Origin of the sequence: Sphingobium sp. LF-16, from assembly GCF_003711185.1 — a bacterium.
GTDB classification, from domain to species: Bacteria; Pseudomonadota; Alphaproteobacteria; order Sphingomonadales; family Sphingomonadaceae; genus Sphingobium; species Sphingobium yanoikuyae_A.
This window is the reverse complement of the sequence record NZ_CP029335.1, coordinates 3,911,276-3,938,135: the sequence shown is the minus strand read 5'-3', so window position 1 is coordinate 3,938,135 and position 26,860 is coordinate 3,911,276. Positions and strand designations below refer to the sequence as shown.

Below are 26,860 nucleotides of genomic sequence, written 5' to 3'. Positions count from 1 at the left end.
TGTCCTCACCTGTTGCGGCGCGGTCGTGGCGCGCGACGATCATGCGGCTGGAGCCGTCTTGTCCGGACAGGATTTGAAACCGGTTCGACGCGGGAGGCAATGCGGGCGGGAAAGGATCGCTTGCGCGATGGCCGTTCCCCGCCCGGCCAGAGAGGATCAGGCGTCCTCGTCGCTCATCCAGTGGACGAAGCGCTGCAGCGGCAACATGCCGTCATGAGCGCCGCCCATCACATGCTTGGCCGCGCCGCCGAGCCGGACCACGCGCTGCGCCCCGGCGCTGGCGAGGCGATCGCGCAGTGCCAGCTTTGCCGCGGGCGGATAGATGCCGATCGTCTGGGTCGCGACATTCACATGGCGGACCGCCGCATCGAGCGAGGCGACATGGACGACATTGGCGGTCTTGTTGCTCGGATGGAAATCGACCGGCTCGTCGGTCAGGATGACGAGGCCCCGGCCGTCCGGCTTGCCCCAGACTTTGGTGTCGTCGCCCATCAGGGTCAGCATCTCGATCTCGTCGCGCACCTCGACCGGCAGCGGATGCGCTACCGCCGAGGCGGTTTCGCGATCCAGGCCGAGCTTTTCCTGCAACTTGGCGCAGAAGGCCTCCACCCCGGCCCGGTCGCCCTCGACGAAGATGAAGCGGCTGGCGAGGCAGGCTTCCTGATTCATCGTCGCGACGTCGGTGGCGGCGGCATCGGCGACATCCTCGATGACGGCGGGATCGAACCCTTCCGGTCCGATCATCGAGATTGATGTCTTGGGATCGAACGACACCATCTGGATGCCGGGGCCGAGATATTTGATGACATTCTTGATCGCGTCGCCGCCGCCCCAGGCGACGATCTTGTCGAAATATTGCGGGCGATAGAGCGTCCCTTCGATCCGCTCGTCGCCGCCGCGCCAATAGACCGCCGACATGGAGCGGACGACCGGATGATTAGGATCGACATCGGCCATGGTGCGCAGCATCGCGACGCAGGTGAAGGGGTCGCTCGACGGCATCTTGAAGACGTTGACCGCCTTCACCAGCGCGCCCTGCGCGATTGAGGAGATGCAGCCGGTGGGCGAATTGCCGGCCAGCATATGCACCATGCGCGGCGGAAAGGCGCGCAGTGCGCCCCGATTGCCGTGCATGTCGGTGCGTTCCACCCAGCGGTCGAGCGCGGCGGGATCAAGGAAGCTTGATTCGATGCTGCAGCGCAGCCCCTCGGGCGTCAGGAAATGCTTGGCCCGGCGGAACAGATTTTCCACCACCCGGCGCGGCAGCGGATTGACCTTGACCGTATGTTCCAGCGCCGCCTGCAAATAGGGATTGGTCTCGAAATCCATCCGCTGCCCGGCCTCAACCAGGAAATCGATGATCTCGCTGACCGGCACGTCGAGCAGCGGCGGCAGTTCGGATCGCGGCGCGACCAGCGCATTGAGGTCGATCTGCGGCGTCGCGAAATCGACGCCCAGGTCGCGCGAGCGATGGCGCACCGCCCCGCCCTCGACCAGTTTGCCGCGCACGAAATGATCGACGCGGATCGGTTCGGCCGCCGTTCCGACCGGGGCCGTCTGTTCCAGCACGCTCATGCCACACCTCGCACATAGGCATCGACGGTGCCCGCGCAGCCGATCTTGTCGTCGCCGTCCAGATCGGCATAGCGGGCGATAGTGTCGCGAATGGATGGCCCGCTATTGCCGCAGGCACAGGGGCTGTAGTCGACCGATATCCGGTCGCCGGTGATGACCCCGCCCCAGCGGCCGTCGAGCGACAGGTCGAAGAAGGCGGCCCGACCCTCGACCTCGCCATCATGATCATGCTCGATCAGCGCATCGCCATCCTTGTCCAGGATCATCGGCACGATCCAGGGCGGCACATGATAACGCCCGCCCTCACGGCATTTGGGCATGCCGCTGTTGAGTTCCTGCATCGAATAATTCTGGAAGTGCCGGCCTTCGGGAATGTTGAAGGTTTCATGCACGAACTGCTGATAATCGTCCGGCAGTTGCGCGCGCTTCAGGCCGCCGCCGATATAGATGCAGTTGTCGGGGTTGAAATCCTTGGCGCTATAGCCGCGCTCCCGCACCGCCTTGGCGACATGGTAGAGTGCGTTCCACATGCCCGCGATATAGAGTTTGTCGGCGCGATGCTCGATCATCGCATCGGCGGCGATATGGACGGCGGCGTCCATCGCCTCCTGCCGGAAACGCGACGTTTCCTCGAACTCGGCAATGTCGCCAGGCAGCGCGCTGCCGTCCGCCATCGCCTTGCGCAGCACGACCATGCGGGTCAGCGAGCCGACGGTGATCGGCGGCACCGGATATTGGAACATTTCCTTGGCGGGATCGCCAAAGGCCTCGCGCTGCGCCTCCCCGATAATCTCGTTCTTGGGCACCTTGGCGACCGGGGCCAGGCCCATGATGCGGCGGTCCTGCGCCGGCTGCACGCCCGATCCCCAGGCAAAGACATTGACGGTATCGACCTTCGACCAGTCCATGTCCGCCAGCGACGCGATCAGCATCGCCGACTTGCCGGTGGTGCCGCTGGAGCAGGAGACATAGTGGCCCGCCGCCTGCAACCGGGCGATCCAGTCGTCGACATCGGTGATGCCGTCCAAATCGATGTCGATCACGGGATGGGCGGAAATGGTATTGAGCCACTGGGTCAGCTTGTCCCAGCGCTGCTGCATCAGCCAGTTTTCAGGATAGCTCTTGTACGCCGTGTGCGGGAACAGCAGCTTCACCGCATCGTCAAGCGAGGTCACTTCGCCGATCCCCGCTTCCCGCGCGCGGTGGCCGAGCAGGCGGATGCCGTCCTTCTTCTCCTGAAACCGTTCATTCAGCGCCGCGATCTGCGCGTCGCGCAATTCGGCGTGGGGAATGTTGAATCGATAGTCCGAACTGACCAGTCCGGTGAGGCGATCGGCCTGCGCGCCCATATCCTGCTCCTTGCCCTTGTGGCTCCAGTGCATTAATAACACCTGATGCGTTTCATTATGCATGATTCGCAAAAGGCGGCAAGGGCCATAATGATGCTGGTCATGGACACACCGATTTCAGACCCCCGCCCCGCCGCCGGGCGCCCGACCCGCGAGCAGGCACAGGCGCGCCAGGCCGAAATGCTCGACGCGGCGCTCGACATGTTCCTCGACAAGGGGTTCGAGCTGACGACGATGGAGGCGGTGGCCGCCGCCGTCGGCATGACCAAGCGCACCATCTATGCCCGCTATCCCGACAAGGCGGCCCTGTTCATGGCGGCGGTCGGTCGCGCGATCACCCGCACCGCCACGCCGCGCGCCGCGCTGGAGGCGATCGCCGGCGACGATCTGGAAACCATATTGGTCGCGATCGCCCGGCTGCGCATCGCGGACCTGTCGACGCCCGAGGGCGTCCGGCTGCGGCGGATCATCACCACCGAATCCTATCGCTTCCCCGACCTGCTGATGCTGTCCTACAGCCAGGGCGCCCAGCCGGTTCACGACCATCTGGCCGACCTGCTGCGCCGCCATGATAGCGCCGGGGCGATTTGCGTGGACCGGCCGGACATGGCAGCCAGCCTGTTCATGACGATGGTGCTGGGCGGGCCGATCCGGCTGGTGGGATCGCCCCAGCCGATGAGCGCCGCCGAGGTGGACGACTGGGTGCGGGCCGCCGTGCGCCTGTTCCTGAACGGCATAAGGACCAGATCGGACTAGTAACCCGGACCACCCGCAAGAGGGGGCCGGCACCAGATGAGGAGAGGGATATGGGATCGGCCTATTGGGGCGAATTGCGGACGCATTGGCGGCCCCTGCTCGCCGCGACGATGGGACTGGGCTTCGGCATCGGCCTGTCCGCCTATACGATGAGCTTGTTCGCGCCGAAGATGATCGGCGAGTTTGGCTGGGAGAAATCCCAATTCGCGCTGCTCGGCAGTTTCGGCCTGCTGATGCTGATCATGCAGCCGATCACCGGGCGGCTGACCGACCGCTTCGGCGTCCGCGCTGTATCCGCCGTCGGCGTGCTGGCCGGGCCACTCGCTTATCTGGGCTTTGCCTTCCAGCCCGGCAGCATCCGCGCCTTCTTTGCCGTCGCCGTGCTGCAGATCATCCTGGGCACGCTGACCACATCGCCGGTCTATACCCGCATCGTCGCCGAACGGTTCGAGCGGGCACGTGGCCTGGCCTTCTCGATCGTGATGACCGGCCCGCCGCTGGTCGGGGCGGTGATCGCCCCGCTGCTCGGCGGCTTCATCGAAAGCCAGGGCTGGCGCAACGGCTATCTGCTGATGGGCGGCGTAACCCTGGTCTTCGGGCTGATCGCCGTGCTGCTGACGCCCGCCCATATCGGCGTGCATCCCCATGAGGAGGCCGACGAACAGGCTGGGCCAGCGCCCGTCGGCAGCCGCGTCATCTTCCGCAATCCCGCCTTCTGGGTGCTGATCGTCGGCATGGTGCTGGTCAATTTCCCGCAGGGCCTCGCCTCGGCCCAGATGAAGCTGGTGCTGATGGACAGCGGCGCCGCGTCGCAGACCGCGACCTGGCTGATTTCCATCTATGCGATCGGCGTGCTGCTCGGCCGCTTCGCCTGCGGCCTGTCGCTCGACCGGATGCCGCCGCACCATGTCGCCGCGCTGGCGCTGGCGATGCCGGCGATCGGCATGGCGCTGATGGCCTCGCCGCTGGATGCGACCATCGTCCTCGCCCTCTCCGTCGCGATGATGGGGCTGGCGCAGGGGGCGGAGGGCGACATTGCCGCCTATCTCGTCTCGCGCCGTTTTGGCCTGGGCGTGTTCAGCCTGGTCATGGGCTTCGTCGGCGCGGCGATCGCGGGCGGGGCGGCGCTGGGTTCGCTGACGCTCAGCCTCACCCTGAGCATCTGGGGCAGCTATGCGCCGTTCCTCGCGCTCAGCGCCTGCATCACTTTGGCTGGTGCCGCCCTGTTCCTGACCCTGGGACGCCGTCCCCCCACCATGGAGCCCGTCTACGCATGAGCGACACCCAACGCACCGCGATCGTCACCGGCGCCAGCGCCGGCGTCGGCAAGGAAGCCGCCCGCGCCCTGCTGCAACAGGACTGGCGGGTGATCGGCGTGGGGCGTGATGCCGCACGCTGTGCCGCGGCGGAGGCCGATCTCAGGGCCGATGCCGACGGCGATTTCACGATGCTGCGCGCCGATCTGTCCTCCATGGCCGATACCGCGCGGGTCGCGCAGGAGATTGCGGCAAGCGCCCCGGAAATCGACGCGCTGCTCAACAATGCCGGCGGCGTGGTGGCGGAACGGACGATCACGCCCGAAGGGTTCGAGGCAACCTTTGCCTCCAACCATCTCGCCCCCTTCCTGCTGACGCAGAAATTGCTGCCCAATCTGCGCGCCACCGCCACCAGGCGGGGGCCGGGCGCGGTGCGCGTGATCGCCGTGTCCTCGACTGGGCATGAACAGAGCCAGGGCATCCAGTGGGATGACCTCAGCTTCGCCGACAATTTCGTCGGCGGCGCGGCCTATTGCCATGCGAAGCTCGCCAATATCCTGTTCACCCGCGAACTGGCCCGCCGCGTCGCCGATGACGGCATCGTCGCTCACGCCATGCATCCCGGCGTCGTCGCCAGCAATTTCGCCAGCCACTGCGACGCGCCGATGCAGGCCTATATGGAATCGATCCTCGACCGATCGGTCACGCCGGCGCAGGCCGCCGACACATTGGTCTGGCTCGCCAGTGCCGAGGAGCCGGGGCGCAGCAACGGCCGCTATTTCCATCAGCGCGCGGAACTGACGCCATCGGCGGCCGCGCAGGATGATACGCAGGCGCTGAAGCTGTGGCAGTTCAGCGAAGCGATGGTGGCGGGTTACTAGAGCATCCTCCGATTAGGTTGGATCGGAGGATGCTCTAATTTCCTTTGGTTTGCCCCATTCTGCGAGTCGTCGGCTGTTCCAGCCGACTTCAGAATGCTCTAGCCCCGCCCCTCGGCCACGATGCGGAACTCGTCGAAAATATCGACCGGGATGGCATAGCCGGCGCCATCGTCGCGGATCATGTCGATATGGGCGGCGACGTCCTCGGCGGTCGGCGGCGCGTCCAGCCCATGGTCCCATCCCCTGGTCGCGCCGACGAACACCCGCGCGATCCGGCCGCCGAGCGCGGAATAGATGCTGTGGGTCGACGTGCAGCGCTCATGCGCCAACCAGGCGACGAGGCCGGCGGTGAAGCGTGGATCGAAGCTGGGGCCAAGCGCCCGGCCCCAGGGATTATGGCCCAGCATCCCCTCGCTCATCCCGGCCGACATGCGGCTGGCGGCATTGGGCATCACCGCATTGCAGAGGATGCCGTGCGGCCGCCCTTCCTCCGCCAGATTGTGCATCAGCCCCATGACGCCGCCCTTGGCCGCGCCATAGGCGGACAGTTGGCCCATGCCCAGCATCCCGCCGCCCGATGTGGTGAGCACCAGCCGGCCACCGCCCTGCGCCCGCATATGCGGCCAGGCGGCACGCGCGACATTGAAGGAACCGCGCACATGGACGGCGAGCAGCGCGTCGAGATCGGCCGCCATCAGATCCTCGACCGGTGCAAAGCGCATATTGCCGGCATTGGCGATCACCGCGTCAATCCGGCCGAAGCGGGCGATGGCGAGATCGATCATCGCCTGCGCGCCGTCGGGCGACGACACATCATCGCCATTGGCGATCGCGACGCCGCCCGCCGCAACGATTTCCGCCACGACGGCGTCGGCCATGGTCGAGGATGCCCCCTCCCCCGTTACCGATCCGCCCAGATCATTGACGATGACCGCGCCGCCGCGCGCGGCAATGTCCAGCGCATAGGCGCGGCCCAGGCCCCCGCCCGCCCCGGTGATGAGGATGGTGCGGCCGGTAAAGTCGATCCTGTCCATGCTCATCCCAGTTGCGCGATGATCTGCGGCAGGTCGGCGGTGGTGCGGATACCCGGCGGCGCATCGCACACGGCCGCAATGGCATTCACCGCGCGATGGGCGGTCAGGCCCGGCGTGAAGGCGGCATAATCTTCCGGCGCGACCGGGAAGCTGATGTGGACGTCGAGCGGCGTGTCGCCCTGCACCTGGATACGCCAGCCGGACTCGCGCAATTCCCAGTCGGGGCGGTCGATGTCGCGGGTGCAATACCAGTTGGCGCGGAAGCGCAGCACGGCCTTGTCGCCCTGCATCCCCGATATGGTGATGCGCTGGGCGCCGACGGTGCCGGCGGCGATCGTGCCGGCCGCAATCGTCACATCGCGGGTCGCCGCCGCCATTTCGCCGAACGCTTCCCACCGGTCGACCGCAATGCCCGCGGCGTCGGCCAACTGGGCGAGCGACCCCGCAAAATCATGCTTCACATAATCGACCTTGCGCTGGTCGAACGCGGTCGGCGCGACGCCATAGCCCATGATGTTGAACAGCAGATCGGGCGAATCCCGACTTTCCATGTCGGCGAACTCGTCGATCGTCAGGCAGTCATGCCGGCGCGAGAGCGAGAGCAAGGGAATGGTCAGCGCCTCGGTCACGAAGCCGGGGCTGGAGCCGGTGCTGTAGATCGAGCTGTTGCCGGCCTGGCAGGCCGCCTCGATCCGGGCGCAGACATCCGGGTCCATGGAGGCAGGATGATGGAAATCGCCGCGCGTGGTGACGACATTCTTGCCCGATGCCAGCAGCCGGCACAGTTCGTCGATGTCGGTTCCCTGCCGCATATAGAGGACGCAGTCGGCCGGGTTGGCGACCAGCGCGTCGACATCGCTGGTGGCAGTGATGCCCTGCGGCGCGGTGCCGGCGAGCATACCGGCATCCTGCCCCGCCTTGGCCGCCGAACTGACCCACAGACCGGCCAGCTCCAGCCCCGGATGCTCGATCACCGCGCGCAGGGCGCGGCCGCCGATATTGCCGGTGGCCCACTGGATCACCCGATAGTGCTTGCCCATCGCCATCCTCTCCCTTGCCGTGCCGATCAGAATTTGACGCCGGCCTGGACGCCCCAGGTCGCGGGCGCGCTCCAGACATTGCCGATGCCGAAATTATTGCTGAGCACCTGGGTGCGGTAACGGCTGTCGGTGACATTGTCGCCGAAGACGGCCAGCGAGAAGCGGTCGCTGGCGTCGGTCCATTCCGCGCGCAGCGCCAGCACCTCATAACCCTTCTGCGCGAACTGGGTGCCGGACGGGCCGAAATAGAATTTCGAGGTGTAATAGAGATTGCCCGACAGGGCGAGCGACCCGCCCGCCAGATCGAGCGTGTAGCGCGCCCCGACATTGCCGGTGAAGTCGGGCGTGCGCTGCATATGCACGTCGTTGAGCTGGGTCGGCACGACGACGAAGCTGATGCCCTGCGCCGCGCAACTGGCGAGCGTGCAGCGCGTATAGATCGGCGCATCCTCGAAATTGGTGTAGCGCGCATGGGTATAGGCGGCGCCGACATTGAACTGGAACCGGTCGGTCAGCCGGTAGGAGAGCTGGCCTTCCAGACCATAGATTTCCGACGAGGCGGCGTTGATGATCTGGGCCGAGGGCGGGTTGCCGCGATAGAGCGACACCTGCAGATTCTTGTAATCATAATAATAGGCCGACAGATCGACCGACAGGCGCCGGTCATCATATTTGAAGCCCGCTTCAAAGGCGTCGATATCCTCCGGCGCGACCTTGTTGCCGGTATTGCCGCCGACGTCGAGAATGCCCGACTTATAGCCCTTGCTATAGGATGCGTAGACGCTCGACTCCTCGCTGGGCTTGTAGCGCAGCACCGCGCGCGGCGTGAACTTGTTGCCCTTGAGGTCCGGCACATAGGTGCGCACGCCGGAGAAGGGGATGATGTAATAGGCGTCGCCGATCCTGTCGTGGCTGTAGCGCCCGCCCACCGTCAGGAACAGGTCGGGCGTGAAGGCATATGTGAGGTCGGCAAAGGCGGCATAGGATTTGCTGTTGGTGCCCGAACCGCCCAGCGCAATGCTGGCAAGCGGATCGCCGGCGGTCGGCGTGCCGACCCGCGTGCCCCATCGGTCCTTGTTGTTGAAGTAGAAGAGGCCCGCGGTCCATTGCAGCGGCCCACCCGGCTTCGAGGTCAGCAGCAATTCCTGCGATACGGTCTGGCTGCGCACCGGAATATGCAGCAGGAAGATGTTCGCCGCCGTGCTGTCCAGATCCTCGACGATCAGCGAATTTTCATCGCGATACTGGGTGTAGGAGGTAAGGTCGGCAAAGCCCAGATCCGCCTTCAGCGTGCCCTGGATCACGTCATTGTTCGACAGGAACTCGGTCGGGCCGCCGGTCGCCACTTCATCATGTTTGGCGGCGTAGAGGCTGGGCGGCAGGTTGGTGCCCGCGCCGCCAATATCGTCGCCGACATAGATATTGGTGTTGAGCAGGGTCGGATCATCGGTGTCGCTATGGGTATAGCGCAGCAGCAGCGACACGGAATCGCTGAGGTCCGCCTTGATCCCGGTGCGCACCGACCAGTTGCTGTAGCGCCCGTCCCGGTCGCTGCCGGTGGTGATATTGTGGACGAAACCGTTGCCGCGCCGGAACAGTGCCTCGACATCCATCGCCACATCCTGGACCACGCCGAAGGTGGCATAGCCCTGCACCGCCAGACTGTTGAAGCGGCCATAGCTGACCTTGAACTCGCCCGCGCCGTCGCTGCTGGGATCGGCCGTGGTCAGCAGGATCGCGCCGCCGGTGGTGTTGCGGCCGAACAGCGTGCCCTGCGGCCCTTTCAGCACCTGCACGCTTTTCAGGCTCATCAGCTGGAAATCGGCGGCCAGCGGGTTGGGCGAATAGAAGCCGTCGACATAGATACCGACATTGGCGCCGCCGCCCGAGCTGGCGACCGCCGTGCCGACACCGCGAATGGTCGGTTGGACGAAGGCGGCCGCGCTGTCGAAGCGCAGCGCCGGGGTGACGGTGGCGATGTCGGTGAGTTGGCTGGCGCCGGCGCTGGTCAGCTGATCCTGGGTGACGGTGGTAATGCTGATCGGCACGTCGCGCGACAATTCGGCACGGCGCTGGGCGGTGACGATGATCAGATCCTGGTCATTCTGGGCCGGCGGCGGCGCCGCCTCCTGCGCGACGGCCAGGTGCGACACGGTGGCCAGCAGCATGGCCGCGCCAATGCCCGACGAACGAATAAGCGTCTTCCGATGGATCATCCCTTGCCTCCCATGATCGGTGCCGGTGGTCCGGCCTTCCCTATGGGCGGCATGATAAGGCCGAGAACCGCGGTCTCGCGCGCAGATAAGCGGCTGGCGGCTGACTCATCGCCTCGGCGTTGCCGCGCCGCGTTCAGGGGCCAAGATATCCAATCGTATCCTGTCGCGGATCGGGCGAGTCCGCGCGCCAGCGGACCGATCCGAATGGCCGCTCCAGCCGCCGCCGCACCCGCACCTCGCCAGCCTTGCGGTCGAAGGCGCGCGCCACCTGCTGCGCCAGCTTGTCGGCCTGGGTGAAACGATCGCGCATATGGAGATAATCGCCCCAGGTCGGACACTGATAGCGCTCGGTCCACAGTGCGGGATTGGCGATGTCGCGCGCGATCGACCAGTTGAAGCCGCCATTGCGCATCCGCGTGCGCTGCACCTCCACCATCGCCGCATAGAAATCGCGCGCCTGGTCCGGATCGACATCATAGTCGATCTCGATGATGACCGGGCCGGAGCGACGGGTGAGCGCCATGCCGACTTCCGGTTCGCCCGCGATGATGAAGGGCTCGACATCCGCCTCGCTGGTTTCGGGCAGTGGTAGCAGCCAGCCCACGAGCGGCAGAATGGCCAGTGCCAGCCCCGATCCATAGAGGGCGATGTCGACCGACCAGCTTTGCGCCACCAGCCCCCAGAGCAGCGCACCAATCGCGATGCCGCCGGTCAGCGCCGAGGAGAAGAGCGACAAGGCCCGCGCCGTCACCCAGCGCGGCGCCGACAGCTGCACCGCAACATTGAACAGGGCGATGGTCAGGATATTGGCGCCCCCCGCGACCAGCAACGCCAGGCAGGTGAGCGGCACATGGCGGCTGACCCCGACCAGCGCAAGCGCGAGGCCGCTGACCAGCGCCAGCACGGCGGTGGTCCGCTGCGTTCCGAAGCGATCGCGGCATCGCCCGACCAACAGTGCCCCCAGCACGGCCCCCACCCCGCTGGCGCCCAGCAACAGACCATAGATGCTGGCATCGCCGCCCAGCAGATCCTTCGCCACCAATGGCGCGAGCGCGGACGCCGACGCGCCGGCCAGTCCGAACAGGAAAGCGCGCAGCAGCACCGTGCGGATCGCCCCAGCGTGCAGCGCATAGCGCATGCCCGACACCATCGCCCGGTGGAATTGCTCGGGCGGCAGGCGCGCAGGAACATGACGCCGCTGCCAGACGAAGAAGGCGAGGAAGAGCGGCAGATAGCAGATGGCGTTGATCGCGAAGGCGGCATGGGCGCCGGCCGCCAGCACGATGATGCCGCCCAGCGCCGGGCCGAAGCTGCGCGCGACATTATAGCTGATCGTGCCGAGCGCGACGGCGGCCGGCAGCAGGCGCGGCCCGACCTGTTCGCTGATCGACGCCTGCCAGGCCGGCGAATAGAGCGCGACGCCTGCCCCGATCAGCGAACAGAAGGCGAGCAGCATCCAGGGCGAACTGTGCCCGGTCCAGGCCAGGAAGGTCAGCAGCGCGGCACAGGCCATGGAAAAGGCCAGACCGCTCATCGCGATCCGCCGGCGGTCGAACATGTCGGCAAAGGCGCCGGCGGGCAATGTCACCAGCATCAGCGGCAGCATCAGCGCAGTCTGGACCAGCGCGACCATGCTGGGCGATGCGCTCATCCGCGTCATTTCCCATGCCGCGCCGACACCCAGGATCAGTTGGCCGAAATTGGAGAGAAGGCTGGCGGTCCAGATGCGGCGGAACACCGGTTCGCGCAGCGGCGCGAAGCTGCCGCCCGTCGCCTGCGCGACTTCGCCTTGCGCCATTCGTCTCTCTCCTCATCATCTGCATGCCCAGCCTGCACCAGCCGGGCGACGCAGGCCAATCCGCGCGCGATCAATCGCCTGTGCGATTGGGGGCCGTCCCGCTTCCATGCGATAGGATGCGAGAGCCGCGCCTGCGGCAAAAGAGACCGGGAGAAGATGCTTGACCGACGCCTATATCATTGATGCCGTCCGCACCCCGCGCAGCATCGGCAAGATGGGCAAGGGCGCGCTGTCGCACATGCACCCGCAGCATATTGCGGTGGCGGTGCTGAAGGCGCTGAAGGATCGCAACAATCTGAACACCGCCGATGTCGACGACATCATCTGGGGCACCAGCGCGCAGATGGGGCTGCAGGGCGGCGACCTTGGCCGGATGGCGGCGCTCGATGCGGGCTATGACGTCAAGGCGTCGGGGGTGACGCTGGATCGCTTCTGCGGCAGCGGCCTCACCGCCACCAACCTGGCCGCAGCGCAGATCATGTCGGGGATGGAGGATCTGGTGATCGCCGGCGGGACCGAGATGATGTCCTATGTCACCTGGTATGGCCAGTCGCTGCGCGAAGCGGGCGTGAAGGCCGCTGGCGGCCTTGGCACCGGCAATATGCGGTTGCAGGACAAGCATCCCCAGTCGAACCAGGGCGTCGCCGCCGATGCGATCGCCGCGATGGAAGGGATCACGCGTGAAGAGCTGGATGCCTTTGGCGCCGAAAGCCAGCGCCGCGCCGGCATCGCGCTCAGGGAAGGTCGCTTCGCCCGGTCGACCGTGCCGGTGCATGACGAGGATGGCAGCGTGGTGCTGGACCATGAGGAATATCCCCGCCCCGACACCACCGCCGAGCAGCTTGCCGGGCTGAAACCCGCCTTCGCCGCGTTCATGGACATGCCCTCGCGCCAGGATGGGCCGACCTTCCGCCAGCTCATCAACCAGAAATATCCCGATCTGGCGATCGAGCCGCTGCATCATGCCGGCACCTCGTCCGGCGTGGTCGATGGCGCGGCCGCGATCCTGCTGGCCTCTAAAGCCTATGCCGACGTCCATGGGCTGAAGCCCCGCGCCCGCATCGTCGCGACCGCCAATGTCGGTGACGATCCGACGCTGATGCTGAACGCGCCGGTCCCGGCCGCGCGCAAGGTGCTGGCCAAGGCCGGCCTGACCGTGGCCGACATCGACGTGTTCGAGGTCAATGAAGCCTTCGCCGTGGTGACGGAGAAATTCATCCGCGATCTGGGCGTCGACCGCGCCAAGCTCAATCCCAATGGCGGCGCGATCGCGCTCGGCCACCCGATCGGCGCGACCGGGGCGGTGCTGATCGGCACCGCGCTCGACGAGCTGGAGCGCAGCGGCGGTCGCTATGCCCTGATCACCATGTGCGCGGCTGGGGGCATGGCGCCCGCGATCATCATCGAACGTGTCTGATCGGATCGTCCGGCCGCCGCGCTGCGCCGAACAGGAGGAGGCTGCTTTCGTTTCGCCGCGATGGCGCTATGCTGCGCGCACAATGGAAAGCCTGCAGGACAAGACACTCGCCGACAACCCGCCGGCGCTGATGCGCAACGCGACGATGAAGCTGACGATCATCGCGCGTCAGCTGCGCGCACATTTCGACCAGAGCGTGGTGCGACTGGGCGTCACCCGCTCGCAATGGACGGTGATCGCGGCGGTCGCGCGCTATCCCGGCACGACCCAGCGCCATATCGCCAATCTGCTGGAAATGGCCGAGGCATCGGCCGGACGGCTGATCGACCGGCTCTGCGCTGACGGCCTGCTGGAGCGGCGGCAGAAGGATGATGATCGGCGCGCCCATGCCGTATTCCTGACCGAGCGCGGCCAGGCGATCACCATGCAGCTGTCGGGCATCGCGCAGGAGAATGAGGAGGTCGCCTTTGCCGGCTTCTCGGCCGAGGATTTGAAGCGCCTCAACAGCCTGCTCGACACGATTTCGGAAAATATCGTCAAGCCCTGAAGGCCGCCGCCGTCCCGGCGCCCCACCCTTCCCGGACATAAAAAAGGGCCGCCCTGTGATGGGGCGGCCCATTCGCTATCGGCCGGCGCAGGGGAGGCCGCGCCCGGCGATCTCTTAGTGCGCGGTCAGCAGATCCTTCTTCGACAAGCTGGTGGTCAGCTTGCCGTCGGCGGCGGTCAGGCTGGACGCCGGCACGTTCACCATCTTGCCGTTGAGGATGATCTGCGCATTGCCATCCGCAGCGACGCGATAGATGGCGGCCAGACGATCGCCGCTGGCGGTGTAGAGCATCTTGCCCTTGTAGTCGGCGGCGGCAGTGGCCGCGCTGATCTGGACGGCTTCGCCAGCGGCAGCGACCTGCGGCAGGGCGGCAGCGGCGAGGGAGAGCGACAGGGCGATCTTGGCGAAACGAGTCATGGCACAACCTCTTCAACTAAAACTGGTCGGGGAGATATACCCCCTTAACACTAAGCTAGGTTAGCTATTGTCTGCGATAATGTCAACCTAGCTTAGTATTTATTTTTGCATGTGCGAACAGCGGCTTGGACAGGCAGACAAAAGGCCGCGTCCATATGGAACGCGGCCTTTTCGCCCAAGGAACGCAGCGCCGGAGATTCAGCGCGGCGGAAAGCGAATCGCGCCGTCGATGCGGAACAGCTGGGCATTGATGTAGCTGTTGCGCGTGATCTCCAGCGCCAGCCCGGCAAATTCCTCGGGCTTTCCAAGACGCTTGGGGAAGGGGACGCTGTTGTTCAGGCTTTCGTACATGGCCGGGTTCATATCCTTGAAGCGCAGCATCGGCGGCGTCGCAAAGATACCCGGCATGATCGCATTGACGCGAATCCCCAGCTCCATCAGGTCGCGCGCCATCGGCAGCACCATGCCGTTCACCCCGGCCTTGAGCGAGCCATAGGCGACCTGGCCGACCTGCCCATCCTGCGCCGCAGCACTGGAGGTTAACAGGATGCTGCCCCGCTCGCCATCCTCCAGCGGGTCGAGCGCCGCCATGCCGAGCGCCGCGATCGAGGCAATGCGATAGCTGGCGACCAGCACGCCTTCGGCCGAGATCGCATAATCCTGCGTTGACATGCGCTTGAAGCCGCCGGTCTCCTTGTCCTTCGACACGGTCTTGCCGCCCTTCGACACGACCGCGCAATGGACCAGGATGCGTTCCTGTCCCTGCGCCGCCCGCGCCGCCTCAAAACCGGCGAGCACGCTGTCTTCCGACATGATGTCGACCTTGCAGAAAGTCGCGCCGACCTCCGCCGCGATCGCCTGGCCGCTATCCTCGTTGATATCGAAGATCGCGACCTTCACGCCGGCTTCGCGCAGCGCCCGCACCGTCGCCAGCCCCAGGCCCGACGCGCCGCCGGTCACCACTGCGGACAGGGAAGAGTCGAGTTTCATGGCATGTCTCCCACATCTGTTTTCGGACCGGCTATGGCACAGCGGCAAGGCGGCTCAAGCCATGGCCCGGCCGACGCCGGCAATATCGCTGCGGCGCTAGGGGGCCGGGGCGCATCGCGATAGCGATAGCAGGCCCGGCGGACTTGCGGCGACCGGCGCAGCTTCTACCCTTTCCCCAACAGGTCGCATCATGCGGCGAATGAGGGGATGGCTGATTTTATGACCCAGGTGATGAAGGGGGTGCGCGTTCTGGAAGTGGCGCAGTTCACCTATGTGCCGGCTGCCGGCGCGATCCTGGCCGACTGGGGCGCGGACGTCATCAAGATTGAACATCCGGTGCGCGGTGACACGCAGCGCGGGTTCCTGAACATGGGCGGGGTGCAGCTCGATCCACTGCGCCATACCCTGTTCGAGCATCCCAATCGCGGCAAGCGCAGTGTCGGCATCGACCTGTCGACGGAGGAAGGCCAGGCCGTGCTTTATGAGCTGGCCAAGAGCGCCGACGTATTCCTGACCAACTATCTTCCCCAGGTGCGGCAGAAGAACAAGTTCGACGTCGAGCATATCCGCGCGGTCAATCCGAACATCATCTATGCCCGTGGCAGCGCGCTGGGCAACAAGGGGCCGGAGCGCGAGGTCGGCGGCTTCGACGGCACCTGCTTCTGGTCGCGCAGCGGCGTCGCCCATGCGATGACGCCCGAGGAACTGCCCGGCCCGCTGACCCAGGGCATTCCCGCCTTTGGCGATTCCATCGGCGGCATGTTCATTGCCGGCGGCATTTCCGGCGCGCTGTTCCACCGCGAAAGGACCGGCGAGGCGGTCGAGCTGGACGTCTCGCTGCTGTCGAGCGCCTGGTGGGCGTCGGGCGCGCTGATCGCGCAGGTAATGGAGACCGACATCCTCACCCGCAACGGCATGCCGAGTTCCGGCGGATCGCTGCGCAACCCCTTCATGGGCAATTTCCGCACCTCGGACGGCGGCACGATCAACCTGTGCATGGTCAGCCCCACCGGCCTGATCGCCGACACCTTCGCCCATGTCGGTGTGCCCGAGGCAGCGGACGATCCGCGTTTCAAGGATGTGCTGGCGCTGATCGAGAATGCCGGCGCGGCAAGCGACATATTGGTCAAGGCTTTCGGGGCGAAGCCCTTCGCCTATTGGCGCGAGCATCTGAAGACGATGAAGGGCCAATGGGCGCCGATCCAGAGCTTCAAGGATCTGCTGACCGACGAGCAGGCGATCGCCAACGACATGATCATCGAGGTCGAAGGCGCCGATGGCGGCGCACCGCTGCGGCTGGTGCGCGGCCCGGTGCAGTTTGACGGCCAGCCGGTGCAGACCAGCCGGTCGCCCCAGGCATCGGAACATACCGAACTGGTGCTGATGGAACTGGGCGTCGAGTGGGACCAGATTGAACAATGGAAGGCCAGCGGCGCTATCGCCTGAAGGGGCGACGTCGGGGGGCTGGAAGGCAGGAATGATATGAAACCGGGTACGAAACTGAAAAGCGCGGTGTGCGACACCGAAGTGATGGTGATCCGCAGCGGTGCCGGCACGATCGAATGCGGCGGCAGCGCCATGGGCGAGGCCAAGCCGGAGACGGTCGGCACCCCCGCCACCGATTTCAGCGCGGGCACGCTGATGGGCAAGCGCTATGTCGATCCGGCCGGCAATTTCGAATTGCTGTGCGTCAAGCGGGGCAAGGGTTCGCTGTCGGTCGACGGCGTGGCGCTGAGCCCCAAGGACGCCAAGCCCCTGCCCGCTTCGGACTGACGCCCATCCCATGAACATCGCCCTGTTCCTTGAAATGGCGGCCGATGCCGCGCCCGACCGCATCGGCCTGGTCTGTGACGGCCAGCGCTGGAGCTATGCCCGGCTGCTGGCCGGCGCGCGCGGCGCCGCCGCGCTGATCCGGGACAGTGGCTGCAGCCATGTCGCGCTGCTGGACGAGAGCAGCGAGGCGGCGGCGATGGCGCTGTTCGGCGCGGCGATTGCCGGCGTGCCCTATGTGCCGCTCAACTATCGGCTGGCCGACGCGGACCTGGGCGCGCTGCTGGCACGGATCACGCCGGCGCTGATCGTCGGCGATGTCGCACGGGTCGGGCGGCTCTGCTCCTCGGCCGACAACAAGGTGCTGGCGCGCGCCGATTTCGTGACCGCTGCGCTGGACGCTGCGGCCGATGCACCGATCGACGCGGACGAGGGCGATGGCGTCGCCATCCAGCTGTTCACCAGCGGCACGACCGCCGCGCCCAAGGCGGCGATCCTGCGCCACGCCAATCTGGTTTCCTATATATTGGGCACGGTCGAGTTCGGCGCCGCGCCGGAAGAGGATGCCGCGCTGGTCAGCGTGCCGCCCTATCATATCGCCGGCATCGCCGCCCTGCTCAGCTCTATCTATGCGCTGCGCCGCATCCTGCTGCTCCCCGCCTTCGATCCGGCCGCCTGGCTGGACCTGGCGGCGGGCGAGCGGGCGAGCAATGCCTTTGTAGTGCCGACCATGTTGTCGCGCATCATCGAGACGGTCGACAAGGGTGTCCGCCCCGACCTCAGCAATCTGCGCGCGGTCGCCTATGGCGGCGGCAAGATGCCGCTGGAGCTGATCCAGCGCGCGCTCGACCTGTTTCCCGATACCGGCTTCACCAATGCCTATGGCCTGACCGAGACCAGTTCGACGGTCGCCCTGCTGGGGCCGGACGAGCATCGCGCCGCCCATGTCGCGACCGATCCCGCCGCCCGTGCTCGGCTGGCGTCGGTCGGCCGGCCGCTGCCGACGGTCGAGATCGAGATTCGCGACGAGGATGGCCGTTGCCTGCCCGCCGGCGAGCCGGGCGAAATCTATGTTCGCGGCGACCAGGTGTCGGGCGAATATCGCGAGCGCAGCGCGCTCGACGCCGATGGCTGGTTTCCCACCCGCGACGCCGGCTATATCGATGCCGAAGGCTATCTCTTCCTGTCGGGCCGCGCCGACGATGTGATCGTGCGCGGCGGTGAGAATATCTCGCCCGGCGAGATCGAGGATGTGATGCTGGCCCTGCCCGCCATCGCCGAGGCGGCGGCGGTCGCCATCCCGTCCGCCGAATGGGGCGAGGCGGTCGGCCTGATCGTGGTCGTGCGCGACGGGCATGCGGCGCCGGCCGACGAGGAACTGAAGCAGGTCATCCGCGCCCGGTTGCGTTCTTCGCGAGTGCCCGAACGCGTGCTCTTTGCTAAGAGCCTGCCCTATAATGAAATGGGCAAGCTCCTCCGCCGGGAAATCAAGAAGCTGTTCGCAGCCTGACATGGCTCTCGCCCTGCCGCTTGCCGGCTGGGCCGAGATGCAACTGGAGGCGATCCGGGCGCTGGCGGGAACGCCGGCGCTGGATGGTTTAAGCGGCGCGCAATTGCTGGGCGAACGGGCGGCGCTGAATGGCTTTTCCATACCGGGGCGGCGTTCGGCCGGTGGGGGATGCCGGCTCTACGACACGATCGACGGACAGGTTGCGCTGACCCTAGCACGGGCCGACGACCGGGACCTGATGCCGGCCCTGTTCGGTGATGCTAGCATCGAAAGTGACAGCGATATTGTCACGGCTTTCGCTACTGCGCGGATGGCGGAGATCGTGGCCCAGGGGCGCCAGCTCGGCCTTGCGATCGCGGCGATCGATGAGGTGCCGGCCAGCCCGGCCTGCCGGCTGACGATGACAGGGGGTGCGCGGCCGAAGCGCGACCGCCCGCCGCTGGTGATCGACCTGTCGGCGCTGTGGGCCGGGCCACTGGCGGGGCATCTGCTGGGGCTGGCCGGCGCGCAGGTCGTCAAGGTGGAGAGCCGCAACCGGCCCGACCGGATGCGCGCTGGCGATCCGCTGCTGTTCGCGCGGCTGAACCAGTATAAGGCCAATGTCGCGATCGACCTGCGCGACGCGGAGGATCGGGCGGCGCTGATCGCGCTGATCCGCCGGGCCGACATGGTGATCGCCGCCGCCCGGCCCCGCGCGCTGGCGCAACTGGGGATCGATGCCGATGCGCTGGTGCGCGACGTGCCGGGGCTGGTCTGGGTGACGATCACCGGCCATGGCGCGGAGGGCGACGCCGCCCAATGGATCGGCTTTGGCGATGATTGCAGCGTCGCCGGCGGCCTCAGCGCCGCGCTGCGACAGGCAAGCGGACGGATCGGTTTTGGCGGCGATGCCTGCGCCGACCCGCTGACCGGGCTCCATGCGGCGCGGCAGGCGTTGGCGCAATGGCATGAAGGCACGGGCGCGCATCTGCTGCTGTCGATGAGCGCCGTGGTGGCCGAGGCGATCGGCTGGGAACGGGCGCGCGACGACGCGGGCTTCACCGCGACGCTGCAACGCTGGGCCGCCGCCGAGGGCCTTGCCTTTCCTGCCGTTGCGTCGCGAACCACGGGACCGGTTGCGGCGCTGGGGCAGGATAATGAGGCCTGGCTATGCTGATCCGCGACGCCGAACTATGGGGCGTGGGCCGGGCCGACCTGCGTATCGCCGATGGGCAGATCGCGGCGATCGGCGCGCTGGCCCCTCTGCCCGGCGAAGCGGTGATGGATGCGTGCGGCGGCGCCCTTCTGCCCGGCCTGCACGACCATCATATCCATCTTGCCGCACATGCCGTCGCCCGTGCCTCCCTGCCCTGCGGACCGCCGGCCGTGACCAGCGAAGCCGATCTGGCCGCCGCGCTGGCGCAGCCGGGCGAGGGCTGGCTGCGCGGCATCGGCTATCATGAGAGCGTCGCCGGCCTGCCCGATGCACTGACGATCGACCGGTGGCAGGCGGACCGGCCGGTGCGCATCCAGCATCGGTCGGGGCGGATGTGGCTGCTCAACAGCCGGGCATTGGATCTGCTGCTGGCACTGGACGCCCCGCCGCCGGGGCTGGAGCGGATCGACGGGCGCTGGACCGGACGCTTGTTCGACGAGGATGGCTGGCTGCGCCGGGTGCTGGGCGGCACGCCGCCGGCCCTCGACACGGTGGGGCGCGAACTGGCCCGCCATGGCGTCACCGGCGTTACCGACATGTCGCCGGGCAATGACGGCGCGAGCCTTGCCTGGTTCGCCGCCGAGCGCGCGACCGGGCACCTGCCGCAGCATCTGGTTGCCGCCGGCACGCTGGCGCTGGGGGATGCGCCGCCGCCGGCCGGCATCGCGGTCGGCCCGGCCAAGCTGCACCTGCATGAAAATGCCCTGCCCGACTTCGACCAGTGCGTCGCCTTCCTGCGCGCCGCGCATGAGCAGGGGCGAGCGATCGCCAGCCATTGCACGACCGAGACCGAACTGGTCTTCACCCTCGCCGCGCTGGCACAGGCCGGCGCGCGGCCGGGCGACCGGATCGAACATGCCGGAATCACCCCCGATGCGCTGCTGGAGCAGATGGTCGAGCTTGGCGTGCAGGTGGTGAGCCAGCCGCATTTCATCGCCGAGCGCGGCGATCACTATCTGCGCGATGTCGAACCGCGCGAGCGGCCCTTGCTCTATCGGTTGGACGCCTTCGCCCGCGCCGGGCTGGTGCTGGCAGCGGGCAGCGACGCGCCCTATGGCGTCGCCGATCCCTGGGCGGCGATGCGCGCGGCGGTGTCGCGCAGGACGGAGAGTGGCGCGGTCATCGGGCAGGACGAGGCGCTGACGCCCGAAGCGGCGCTGGCCCTCTATCTCGCCGATCCGCTGGATCTGCGCCGGCAACGCAGCATGGTCGTCGGCGCGCCGGCCGACCTATGCCTGCTGGATCGTCCCTGGGCGCAGGCACGGGACCGCCTGCGGGCGGAGGATGTGGCGATGACGTGGATCGCCGGATCAGTCGTCCATGATGGCATCGACCAGACCCCAGCCTAGCGCCGTGCGGGCGTTGATCCGCTTGCCCGACAGGATCATCAGCGCCGTGCGCTGACGCCCGATCCGGCGACTGAGCGAGACGCAGCCGCCTGCGCCAGGAATGATCCCCATCGCCAGTTCGGGCAGATGGAACCAGGCGTCGGCGCTGGCTGTGATGTGCCCGGCAAAGGCCGCCATTTCCAGGCCAGAGCCGACACAGCCACCCTGCACATGGACCGACAGCCGATCGGCGCATCCCAGCAGCGCATGGGCCGGCAATGTCTGCATCCTTATGTCATGCGCGGTCGCCGGATCACGCGTGGTGCCAAATTCGCCGAGGTCCGCGCCGGTGCAGAAGCTGCGGCCCGCGCCGCGCAGGCTGACATGGCTGATATCGGGATCGAACGCGGCAATGTCGAACGCCGCGCGCAGCCCGTCGCGCAGATCGCGGTCGATGGCATTATGGGCATCGGGCCGATCGATCAGGATCGCCAGCCGGTCGCCGTCCCGATCGACCTTGATTGCGCCGGGCGACTGCACCGGCGCGGGGACTTGCGCGGCCAGCCAGCGGGCATGGCCGGCACTGCCCTGAAGCAGGCCATAAGCGAGCGATTCCGCGACCAGCGCCTGGGCCGGATCCAGCCCGTCGATCAGCCGCAGCAATTGCACCAGCACCCGCGCCGCTTCGGGCTGGGCCATGATCTGCTGCGTGATCGCACCGAGCGAGACCGGCAGTTCGATCAGCGCATCAAGCCGGGGCGCGAGCGGGTGCGTCGGATCGCCGATCCCCAGCAGCGGAAAGGGTGGCAGGTGCAACGGCGCATCGCTGCGCGGCGCGCGGTCGAGATCGACCAGCCCATAGGGCTGCGCATCCCCGGTCCAAGGAAGGGTCAGGCCATCGGGGTCGATCAGGGCGGCAGGGCCGGACATGGGTGGCAGGGTAGGACCGGGCCGAAGCGCGGCAAAGGCGGACGCAGCACTGATCGCCAGGGCGTTGCGGACAATGGCTGACCAGCGCCGCGCCCTGCCGCAATATCGCGCCATGGAGACGGATCACCCCAGTCTGCGCGCGCTCGCCGCCGCCGCCCTGCAACGGCCCGCCGATCAGGCAGCGATCCTTTATGAGGACGAATGGATCGCTTGGGGAGCGCTGCGCGCAGTAGCCGAAGAGATCGATGCGGCAATGGATGCCAGCGGCATTGCGGCGGATGCCCCGGTCGCCTTCGTCGCGCGCAATCGGCCGGCGGCGCTCGCCGCGCTGCTGGGCCTGATCGCGCAGGAGCGGACGATCCGCATGATCTATGCCTTTCAGTCGGACGCCGCGATCGCCCGCGACCTGACGCGCATGGCGCCCGCCGCGCTGGTCGCCTTTGCCGAGGATATCGGGCCGGAGATTCGCGCGGTGCTGACCGCCGCGCTCCATGCCGAATGGAGATCTCGCAAGATCGGGTCGGTCGGCCGCGCCATGCCGGGTGTTGAGCTACGCGTCGTCGATCCAGACAGTGGCGTCCCGCTACCACCCGACACCGAAGGTCTGCTGGAAGTCATTGCGCCGCGAATCGGCCCGGAATGGATCCGCACGTCCGACATCGCGCTGATCGATGCCGATGATTTCCTGTTCCTGCGCGGCCGGGCGGACGGGGCGATCATCCGCGGCGGCTTCAAATTGCTGCCCGAGTCGATCGAACGCACGCTGATGCTGCACCCCGCCGTCGCCGAAGCGGCGGTGACAGGCATGGCGGATCACCGGCTGGGGCAAGTGCCGGCGGCCGCGATCCGGCTTCACGCCGATTTTGCTGCACCTGCGATCGCAGCATTGGAAACGCATGTGCGCCAGCATCTTCCTGCCACCCATGTTCCGGTAAAATGGCTGTTCGTCAGGGACTTGCCGCGCACGGCCTCGCTCAAGACCGATCGCCGCGCGCTGCAGGCGCTGTTTGCGAATATGTCGCCGGAAACGCAGAATGAGACAGAGAATATCACATAAACGAGGGCGTCTCATTTTTTGTTGACAGCTTCCCGGCGTTAGTGAACAACCATGTTCAATAACGAAGGAGAGGAACCATGGCTCTGATCGAGTCCCATAAGCCGAGGGTAGCCAAGACCGAGTCCAACAAGGCGAAGATCGCCAAGCGCGTGGTCGAGGTACTGGAATTTTTCGACGAGGATCATCCGCAGGCGACGGTGATGGACATTGTCCGTCGCTTCGACCGCCCGCAGTCGAGCACGTCCGAATTGCTGTCTAGCCTGGTCGACCTGGGCCTGCTCCACAAGGATCCGGGTTCGCGCGCCTATTCGCCGACCCCGCGCGCCGCGATGCTGGGTGCCGCGATCCAGCCGCGCATGGTGCGCGATGGCGTCCTCAACGGCCTGATCGATCGCCTGTCGGCCCAGACCGGCCTTGGCATTGCCGTGTTCGGCATGGTCGGCCTCAACATCCAGATCGTTCACTGGCGCGCCGGTAAGAAGGCGCTGCGCACCTCGGCCAATAACGGGCTGGCCGGTGGCCGCCAGGAACGGCTGACCGACTCCGCCGCCGGTCTGCTGATGCTGTCGACCGTGCAGCAGCCGCGCCGCGACGGCCTGATCCGTCGCCTCAATGCCGAAGCGCCGCAGGAGCGCAAGTTTGTCTTCGCCGACGTCGCCGGCCAGGTGCAGCGCTGCCGTGACGAAGGGCATATCAGCGGTTTTGCCGGCTTTGGCTCGATCGCCGACGTCACCGCCATGCTGCTGCCCCACATGCCCGACGGCCAGCCGCTGGCGATCGGCTTCGTCTATGAACCCTCCGACCAGATCGACGCCGCCGGCCTGCAGCGCACGCTCAGCGAAGCGGTCCGCCGCTCGGTCGAGGAACAGTCGCCGGCCGCCTCCGTCCAGCCGATCTTCGAATCCGCCAGCTGGCAGGGCGCGCTGGAGGTGAAGCATGGCTGATGTGAAGGACAAGGACGTCGCCGACGCCCAGGCCGCGCGCAAATATTGGTCGGCCGAAGGCTATACCGAAGGCGGCGTCATCCGCGAGGTCGACTATAGCACCCAGTCGGGCGGGCTCGACCCGTCGCTGGCCGGCATCAAGATCGTCGATACCGACACCCATATCACCGAGGCGCCCGACCTCTTCACTTCGCGCGCGCCGGCCAAGTACAAGGCCAAGGTGCCCTATGTGAAGCAGGACGCCGACGGCGTCGAACGCTGGTATGTGGGCGACCGCAATTTCGGATCGATGGGCGGCAACGTCATCCGCGCCGACAACAACAAGCTGCTCGGCCGTCTTGCCTTCCCCAAGCTGGCGCAGGCGCATCCGGGTGGCCATCTGATCAAGGAACGGCTGCAGGCGATGGACGATATGGGCATCTATGCCCAGATCGGCTTCCAGAATTCGGGCGTGACCCAGGCCGGATCGCTGATGTCGCTGGGCGATCCCGATCTCGCGGTCGCGATCATCCAGATGTATAATGACGCATCGGCCGAATATCAGCAGGTGTCGGGCGAACGCATCTTCAACATGGCCCATCTGCCCTTCTGGGACCAGAAGGCGATGGAGGCCGAAGCGCGGCGCTGCGTCGACATGGGCCTGCGCGGCTTCGTGCTGCCCGATACGCCCGAGCGCGTCGGCGTGCCCAGCTTCCTGCATGATTATTGGACCCCCTTCCTGGAAATGTGCGAGGCCGAAGGCCTGCCGCTCAATTTCCACCTCAATGCGGCGATCGACCCCAATACGCTGACCTGGGACGGCTTCGGCTTTGAACAGACGCTGTCGGTTGTCGCGACCATGTTCTCGATCGGCAATGCCGCGACGCTGGGCAACTGGATGGTATCGGGCCGGCTCGACCGTCATCCCAAGCTGAAGATCGGCCTGATCGAGAGCGGCGCAGGCTGGGTGCCCTTCGCGATCGAGGCGCTGGAGCATCAGTTCGACGAAATGCTGCCGAGCAAGGTCGGCCTGCTCAACAAGCGGCCTTGGGAATATTTCCGCGACCATTTCTGGGTCACCTTCTGGTTCGAGAAGGTCGCGCCCAAGCTGCTGCTGGAAACGATCGGCGTCGACAAGGTCATGTTCGAAACCGACTTCCCGCACCCGACCTCGCTCTATCCGGGCGTGCAGGCGCATCTGACCGATGTGCTGGGCGGCTACGACTTCGCAGTGAAGAAGAAGGTGCTGCAGGACAATGCGGTGAACCTCTACAAGCTGCCCTTCTGAGGGGCGCAATCAGGATGAAAACGGAAAGGGGCGCTCCTGCCGGGAGCGCCCCTTTCCATTGGAGGGCGGTCGTCGAAGACAGTCATTGGTGAAAATGGAGACGCGAAAGCGCTCCGCCGCCAGACAGATGATCGGCGGCGAAGGGCCATGATCGCGGCAATGTCGGTCAGTCCAGCGGCTTTGGTGCGCCAGTCCCCATGTAGCGGGACAGGTTATAGTGCAGGCTGGCTACCGCCCGCTCCATATAGGGGTTGGGCTGGGTGCCGCGGAAGCCGACATTCTTCATGCCCTGCTGCACCGCCTGCATATTGGTGAAATCCTGTTGCAGCACCGGCGGCCATTGCTCCGCGCTGGTATATTCCCATTCGGTCGCGGGGGTTTCCGCGTCCGGGAAGAGTTCATAAACCGCCGCCTCGAAAATGCACTTGTCCGGATCCGCGCCATAGGGGCGGGCGGAGTAGCAGAGCATGTTGTTGACGGCATGGCCGATCTGGAAATTGGGGAAGATCTGCCAGGCGGTGCCGCTCTTGGCGGTATGGGCGGGTTCGACCACCGGCCAGAAGACACCGCGCCGTTCATCGTCGGCGCGGGCGGTGGCGAGCCAGTGCTGTAGCACCTGCGGCGCGGGGGTGCCCTCGGGCAGTTCGTCCTTCAAGCGTTGGGCGGCGGCGACCAAAGTCATGGTGGTGTTGGTATTGGCATTTTCCCAGGTGAAAAGCTGCATTTCCGCGGTCGACAGGCGCGGGTCTTCGCCTGAACCGATGCGCAGCTTGGCCTGGTTCTCGTCCATATTCTTGGGCGCTTCATAGCCGATATTGGTGTGCAGCCCATGTTTGCGCGCCCAGCCGCGAAATTCGCCGAAGGCGTTGAATTCGGGATGGGTTGTCTGGACATGATAGGTCTCGCTGAACGCCTCCATCGCGACCTTCCAGTTGCAGTCGAAGATGATCCATTTGCGCCAGCGATAGCGCATATTCTGGAGGCCGAAGGGATCGAGCATGTCGGGCACCACGCCCAGATATTCAGCGAGCGGGCCGCAATCGGGATCGAGATTGATCCAGGCCCAGCCGCCCCATGTGTCGACGCTGACCTTGCCAAGCGCGGTGCGCTGCGCCGTCAGCTTGCCCTGCCAGTCATCGGCATGGTTGGCGAAGGTGCATTGGCCCTGGCGGTCGAAGGTCCAGCCATGAAAGCCGCAGATGATCGACTTGCGGTTGCCGCGCGCGTTGCGCTGGCCTGCGGGCGTGTCGATCAGGCGGCGGCCGCGATGCGGGCAGACATTATGATAGGCGCTCAGCTCATCCGGCCCGGTGCGCATGATGATGACCGAGTCTTCGAGAATGTCATAGGTGACGAAATCGCCAACCTCGGGAATATCCTCCAGCCGGGCCGCCTGCAGCCAGACCTTGCGCCACAGCCGGTCCTGCTCGGCGCGGGCATAGTCCTTCGACACATAGGCTTCGACCGGGACGACGACCGGCTCGATCAGATCCTCGCCGGGCGTGCCGATGCTGCTGATCTCGTTCATGGCCTATTCCTTCTCCATTTCACCCTTTTGCCATGCCCGCGTCACCCGGACTTGA

General features: G+C 66.4%; 23 protein-coding genes. 13 read left to right on the top strand and 10 right to left on the bottom strand.

All coding sequences use genetic code 11. The features are described 5' to 3' along the window. Positions 1–156: 156 nt before the first annotated feature. Positions 157–1,575: an acyl-CoA reductase gene (locus DIZ22_RS18505; protein ID WP_048936738.1), complete on the bottom strand. Its 1,419-nt coding sequence runs from the start codon at positions 1,573–1,575 to the stop codon at positions 157–159. Further along, complete coding sequence (locus tag DIZ22_RS18500; RefSeq protein WP_234415683.1) at positions 1,572–2,957, bottom strand: hypothetical protein; 1,386 nt, start codon at positions 2,955–2,957, stop codon at positions 1,572–1,574. Before DIZ22_RS18500 ends, DIZ22_RS18505 begins: the two co-directional genes overlap by 4 nt. Positions 2,958–3,026: 69 nt before the next feature. Between DIZ22_RS18500 and DIZ22_RS18495 the strand changes: the two genes are divergently transcribed. The 3 genes from DIZ22_RS18495 to DIZ22_RS18485 are packed head-to-tail and all read left to right on the top strand — an operon-like array spanning position 3,027 to position 5,817. After that, positions 3,027–3,680, top strand: coding sequence for a TetR/AcrR family transcriptional regulator (locus tag DIZ22_RS18495; protein ID WP_234415684.1), 654 nt, complete (start codon positions 3,027–3,029; stop codon positions 3,678–3,680). A 50-nt stretch (positions 3,681–3,730) separates the two neighbouring features. Further along, a complete protein-coding gene (locus tag DIZ22_RS18490) occupies positions 3,731–4,957 on the top strand; it encodes an MFS transporter (protein ID WP_048936740.1) in 1,227 nt (408 codons plus the stop codon). Next, entirely contained in the window at positions 4,954–5,817 is an 864-nt protein-coding gene (locus DIZ22_RS18485) for an SDR family NAD(P)-dependent oxidoreductase (protein ID WP_048936741.1), read from the top strand. Before DIZ22_RS18490 ends, DIZ22_RS18485 begins: the two co-directional genes overlap by 4 nt. Before the next feature lie 98 nt (positions 5,818–5,915). Here the strand turns inward: DIZ22_RS18485 and DIZ22_RS18480 are convergent, their stop codons facing one another. From DIZ22_RS18480 to DIZ22_RS18465, 4 genes are all read right to left on the bottom strand, one after another. Further along, complete coding sequence (locus DIZ22_RS18480; protein WP_107917525.1) at positions 5,916–6,851, bottom strand: SDR family NAD(P)-dependent oxidoreductase; 936 nt, start codon at positions 6,849–6,851, stop codon at positions 5,916–5,918. A 2-nt stretch (positions 6,852–6,853) separates the two neighbouring features. Further along, on the bottom strand, positions 6,854–7,891 hold the full coding sequence (locus tag DIZ22_RS18475) for a dihydrodipicolinate reductase (RefSeq protein WP_048936858.1): 1,038 nt from the start codon (positions 7,889–7,891) through the stop codon (positions 6,854–6,856). Between the two features lie 26 nt (positions 7,892–7,917). Continuing rightward, positions 7,918–10,107: a TonB-dependent receptor gene (locus DIZ22_RS18470; protein ID WP_048936743.1), complete on the bottom strand. Its 2,190-nt coding sequence runs from the start codon at positions 10,105–10,107 to the stop codon at positions 7,918–7,920. Positions 10,108–10,240: 133 nt separating this feature from the next. Next, a complete protein-coding gene (locus tag DIZ22_RS18465; RefSeq protein ID WP_048936744.1) occupies positions 10,241–11,905 on the bottom strand; it encodes an MFS transporter in 1,665 nt (554 codons plus the stop codon). Positions 11,906–12,065: 160 nt separating this feature from the next. Here DIZ22_RS18465 and DIZ22_RS18460 point away from each other — a divergent pair, with 160 nt between their 5' ends. Both DIZ22_RS18460 and DIZ22_RS18455 read left to right on the top strand, forming a co-directional pair. Beyond that, the gene (locus DIZ22_RS18460; protein ID WP_048936745.1) at positions 12,066–13,322 is read left to right on the top strand and encodes an acetyl-CoA C-acetyltransferase; all 1,257 of its coding nucleotides are present in this window, start codon (positions 12,066–12,068) and stop codon (positions 13,320–13,322) included. Between the two features lie 82 nt (positions 13,323–13,404). Further along, positions 13,405–13,869, top strand: a complete 465-nt coding sequence (locus DIZ22_RS18455; protein ID WP_004209468.1) for a MarR family transcriptional regulator — start codon at positions 13,405–13,407, stop codon at positions 13,867–13,869. Between the two features lie 114 nt (positions 13,870–13,983). Here the strand turns inward: DIZ22_RS18455 and DIZ22_RS18450 are convergent, their stop codons facing one another. After that, positions 13,984–14,286, bottom strand: coding sequence for a hypothetical protein (locus DIZ22_RS18450; protein ID WP_004209466.1), 303 nt, complete (start codon positions 14,284–14,286; stop codon positions 13,984–13,986). A 198-nt stretch (positions 14,287–14,484) separates the two neighbouring features. Next, positions 14,485–15,276: an SDR family oxidoreductase gene (locus DIZ22_RS18445; RefSeq protein WP_048936746.1), complete on the bottom strand. Its 792-nt coding sequence runs from the start codon at positions 15,274–15,276 to the stop codon at positions 14,485–14,487. Positions 15,277–15,495: 219 nt separating this feature from the next. On the opposite strand from DIZ22_RS18445, the gene DIZ22_RS18440 reads away from it, so the two are divergent. Genes DIZ22_RS18440 through DIZ22_RS18420 form a run of 5 tightly spaced genes read left to right on the top strand, consistent with a single transcriptional unit; the run spans position 15,496 to position 21,100 of the window. Next, on the top strand, positions 15,496–16,722 hold the full coding sequence (locus tag DIZ22_RS18440) for a CoA transferase (RefSeq protein WP_048936859.1): 1,227 nt from the start codon (positions 15,496–15,498) through the stop codon (positions 16,720–16,722). A gap of 36 nt (positions 16,723–16,758) precedes the next feature. Beyond that, the gene (locus DIZ22_RS18435) at positions 16,759–17,049 is read left to right on the top strand and encodes a hypothetical protein (RefSeq protein ID WP_122928510.1); all 291 of its coding nucleotides are present in this window, start codon (positions 16,759–16,761) and stop codon (positions 17,047–17,049) included. Positions 17,050–17,059: 10 nt separating this feature from the next. Further along, positions 17,060–18,556, top strand: coding sequence for an AMP-binding protein (locus DIZ22_RS18430; RefSeq protein ID WP_048936748.1), 1,497 nt, complete (start codon positions 17,060–17,062; stop codon positions 18,554–18,556). A 1-nt stretch (position 18,557) separates the two neighbouring features. Further along, a complete protein-coding gene (locus DIZ22_RS18425) occupies positions 18,558–19,712 on the top strand; it encodes a CoA transferase (protein ID WP_048936749.1) in 1,155 nt (384 codons plus the stop codon). After that, positions 19,706–21,100 carry an amidohydrolase family protein gene (locus DIZ22_RS18420; RefSeq protein WP_048936750.1) on the top strand — a complete coding sequence of 465 codons (1,395 nt, stop codon included), beginning with the start codon at positions 19,706–19,708 and terminating at the stop codon, positions 21,098–21,100. Before DIZ22_RS18425 ends, DIZ22_RS18420 begins: the two co-directional genes overlap by 7 nt. Here the strand turns inward: DIZ22_RS18420 and DIZ22_RS18415 are convergent. After that, positions 21,062–22,009 (bottom strand): enoyl-CoA hydratase/isomerase family protein, encoded by a 948-nt coding sequence (locus DIZ22_RS18415; protein ID WP_048936751.1) that lies wholly within the window; start codon positions 22,007–22,009, stop codon positions 21,062–21,064. The genes DIZ22_RS18420 and DIZ22_RS18415 overlap by 39 nt on opposite strands. Before the next feature lie 73 nt (positions 22,010–22,082). On the opposite strand from DIZ22_RS18415, the gene DIZ22_RS18410 reads away from it, so the two are divergent. The 3 genes from DIZ22_RS18410 to DIZ22_RS18400 all read left to right on the top strand — a co-directional run bounded on the left by DIZ22_RS18410 (position 22,083) and on the right by DIZ22_RS18400 (position 25,277). Next, positions 22,083–23,066, top strand: coding sequence for an AMP-binding protein (locus DIZ22_RS18410; protein ID WP_122928508.1), 984 nt, complete (start codon positions 22,083–22,085; stop codon positions 23,064–23,066). Positions 23,067–23,143: 77 nt separating this feature from the next. Beyond that, positions 23,144–24,010, top strand: coding sequence for a helix-turn-helix domain-containing protein (locus DIZ22_RS18405; RefSeq protein WP_004209457.1), 867 nt, complete (start codon positions 23,144–23,146; stop codon positions 24,008–24,010). After that, positions 24,003–25,277 carry an amidohydrolase family protein gene (locus tag DIZ22_RS18400; RefSeq protein ID WP_037508167.1) on the top strand — a complete coding sequence of 425 codons (1,275 nt, stop codon included), beginning with the start codon at positions 24,003–24,005 and terminating at the stop codon, positions 25,275–25,277. The genes DIZ22_RS18405 and DIZ22_RS18400 overlap by 8 nt, the downstream gene beginning before the upstream one ends. A gap of 166 nt (positions 25,278–25,443) precedes the next feature. Here the strand turns inward: DIZ22_RS18400 and DIZ22_RS18395 are convergent, their stop codons facing one another. Continuing rightward, positions 25,444–26,805, bottom strand: coding sequence for an aromatic ring-hydroxylating dioxygenase subunit alpha (locus tag DIZ22_RS18395; protein WP_048936753.1), 1,362 nt, complete (start codon positions 26,803–26,805; stop codon positions 25,444–25,446). Between the last annotated feature and the right edge of the window lie 55 nt (positions 26,806–26,860).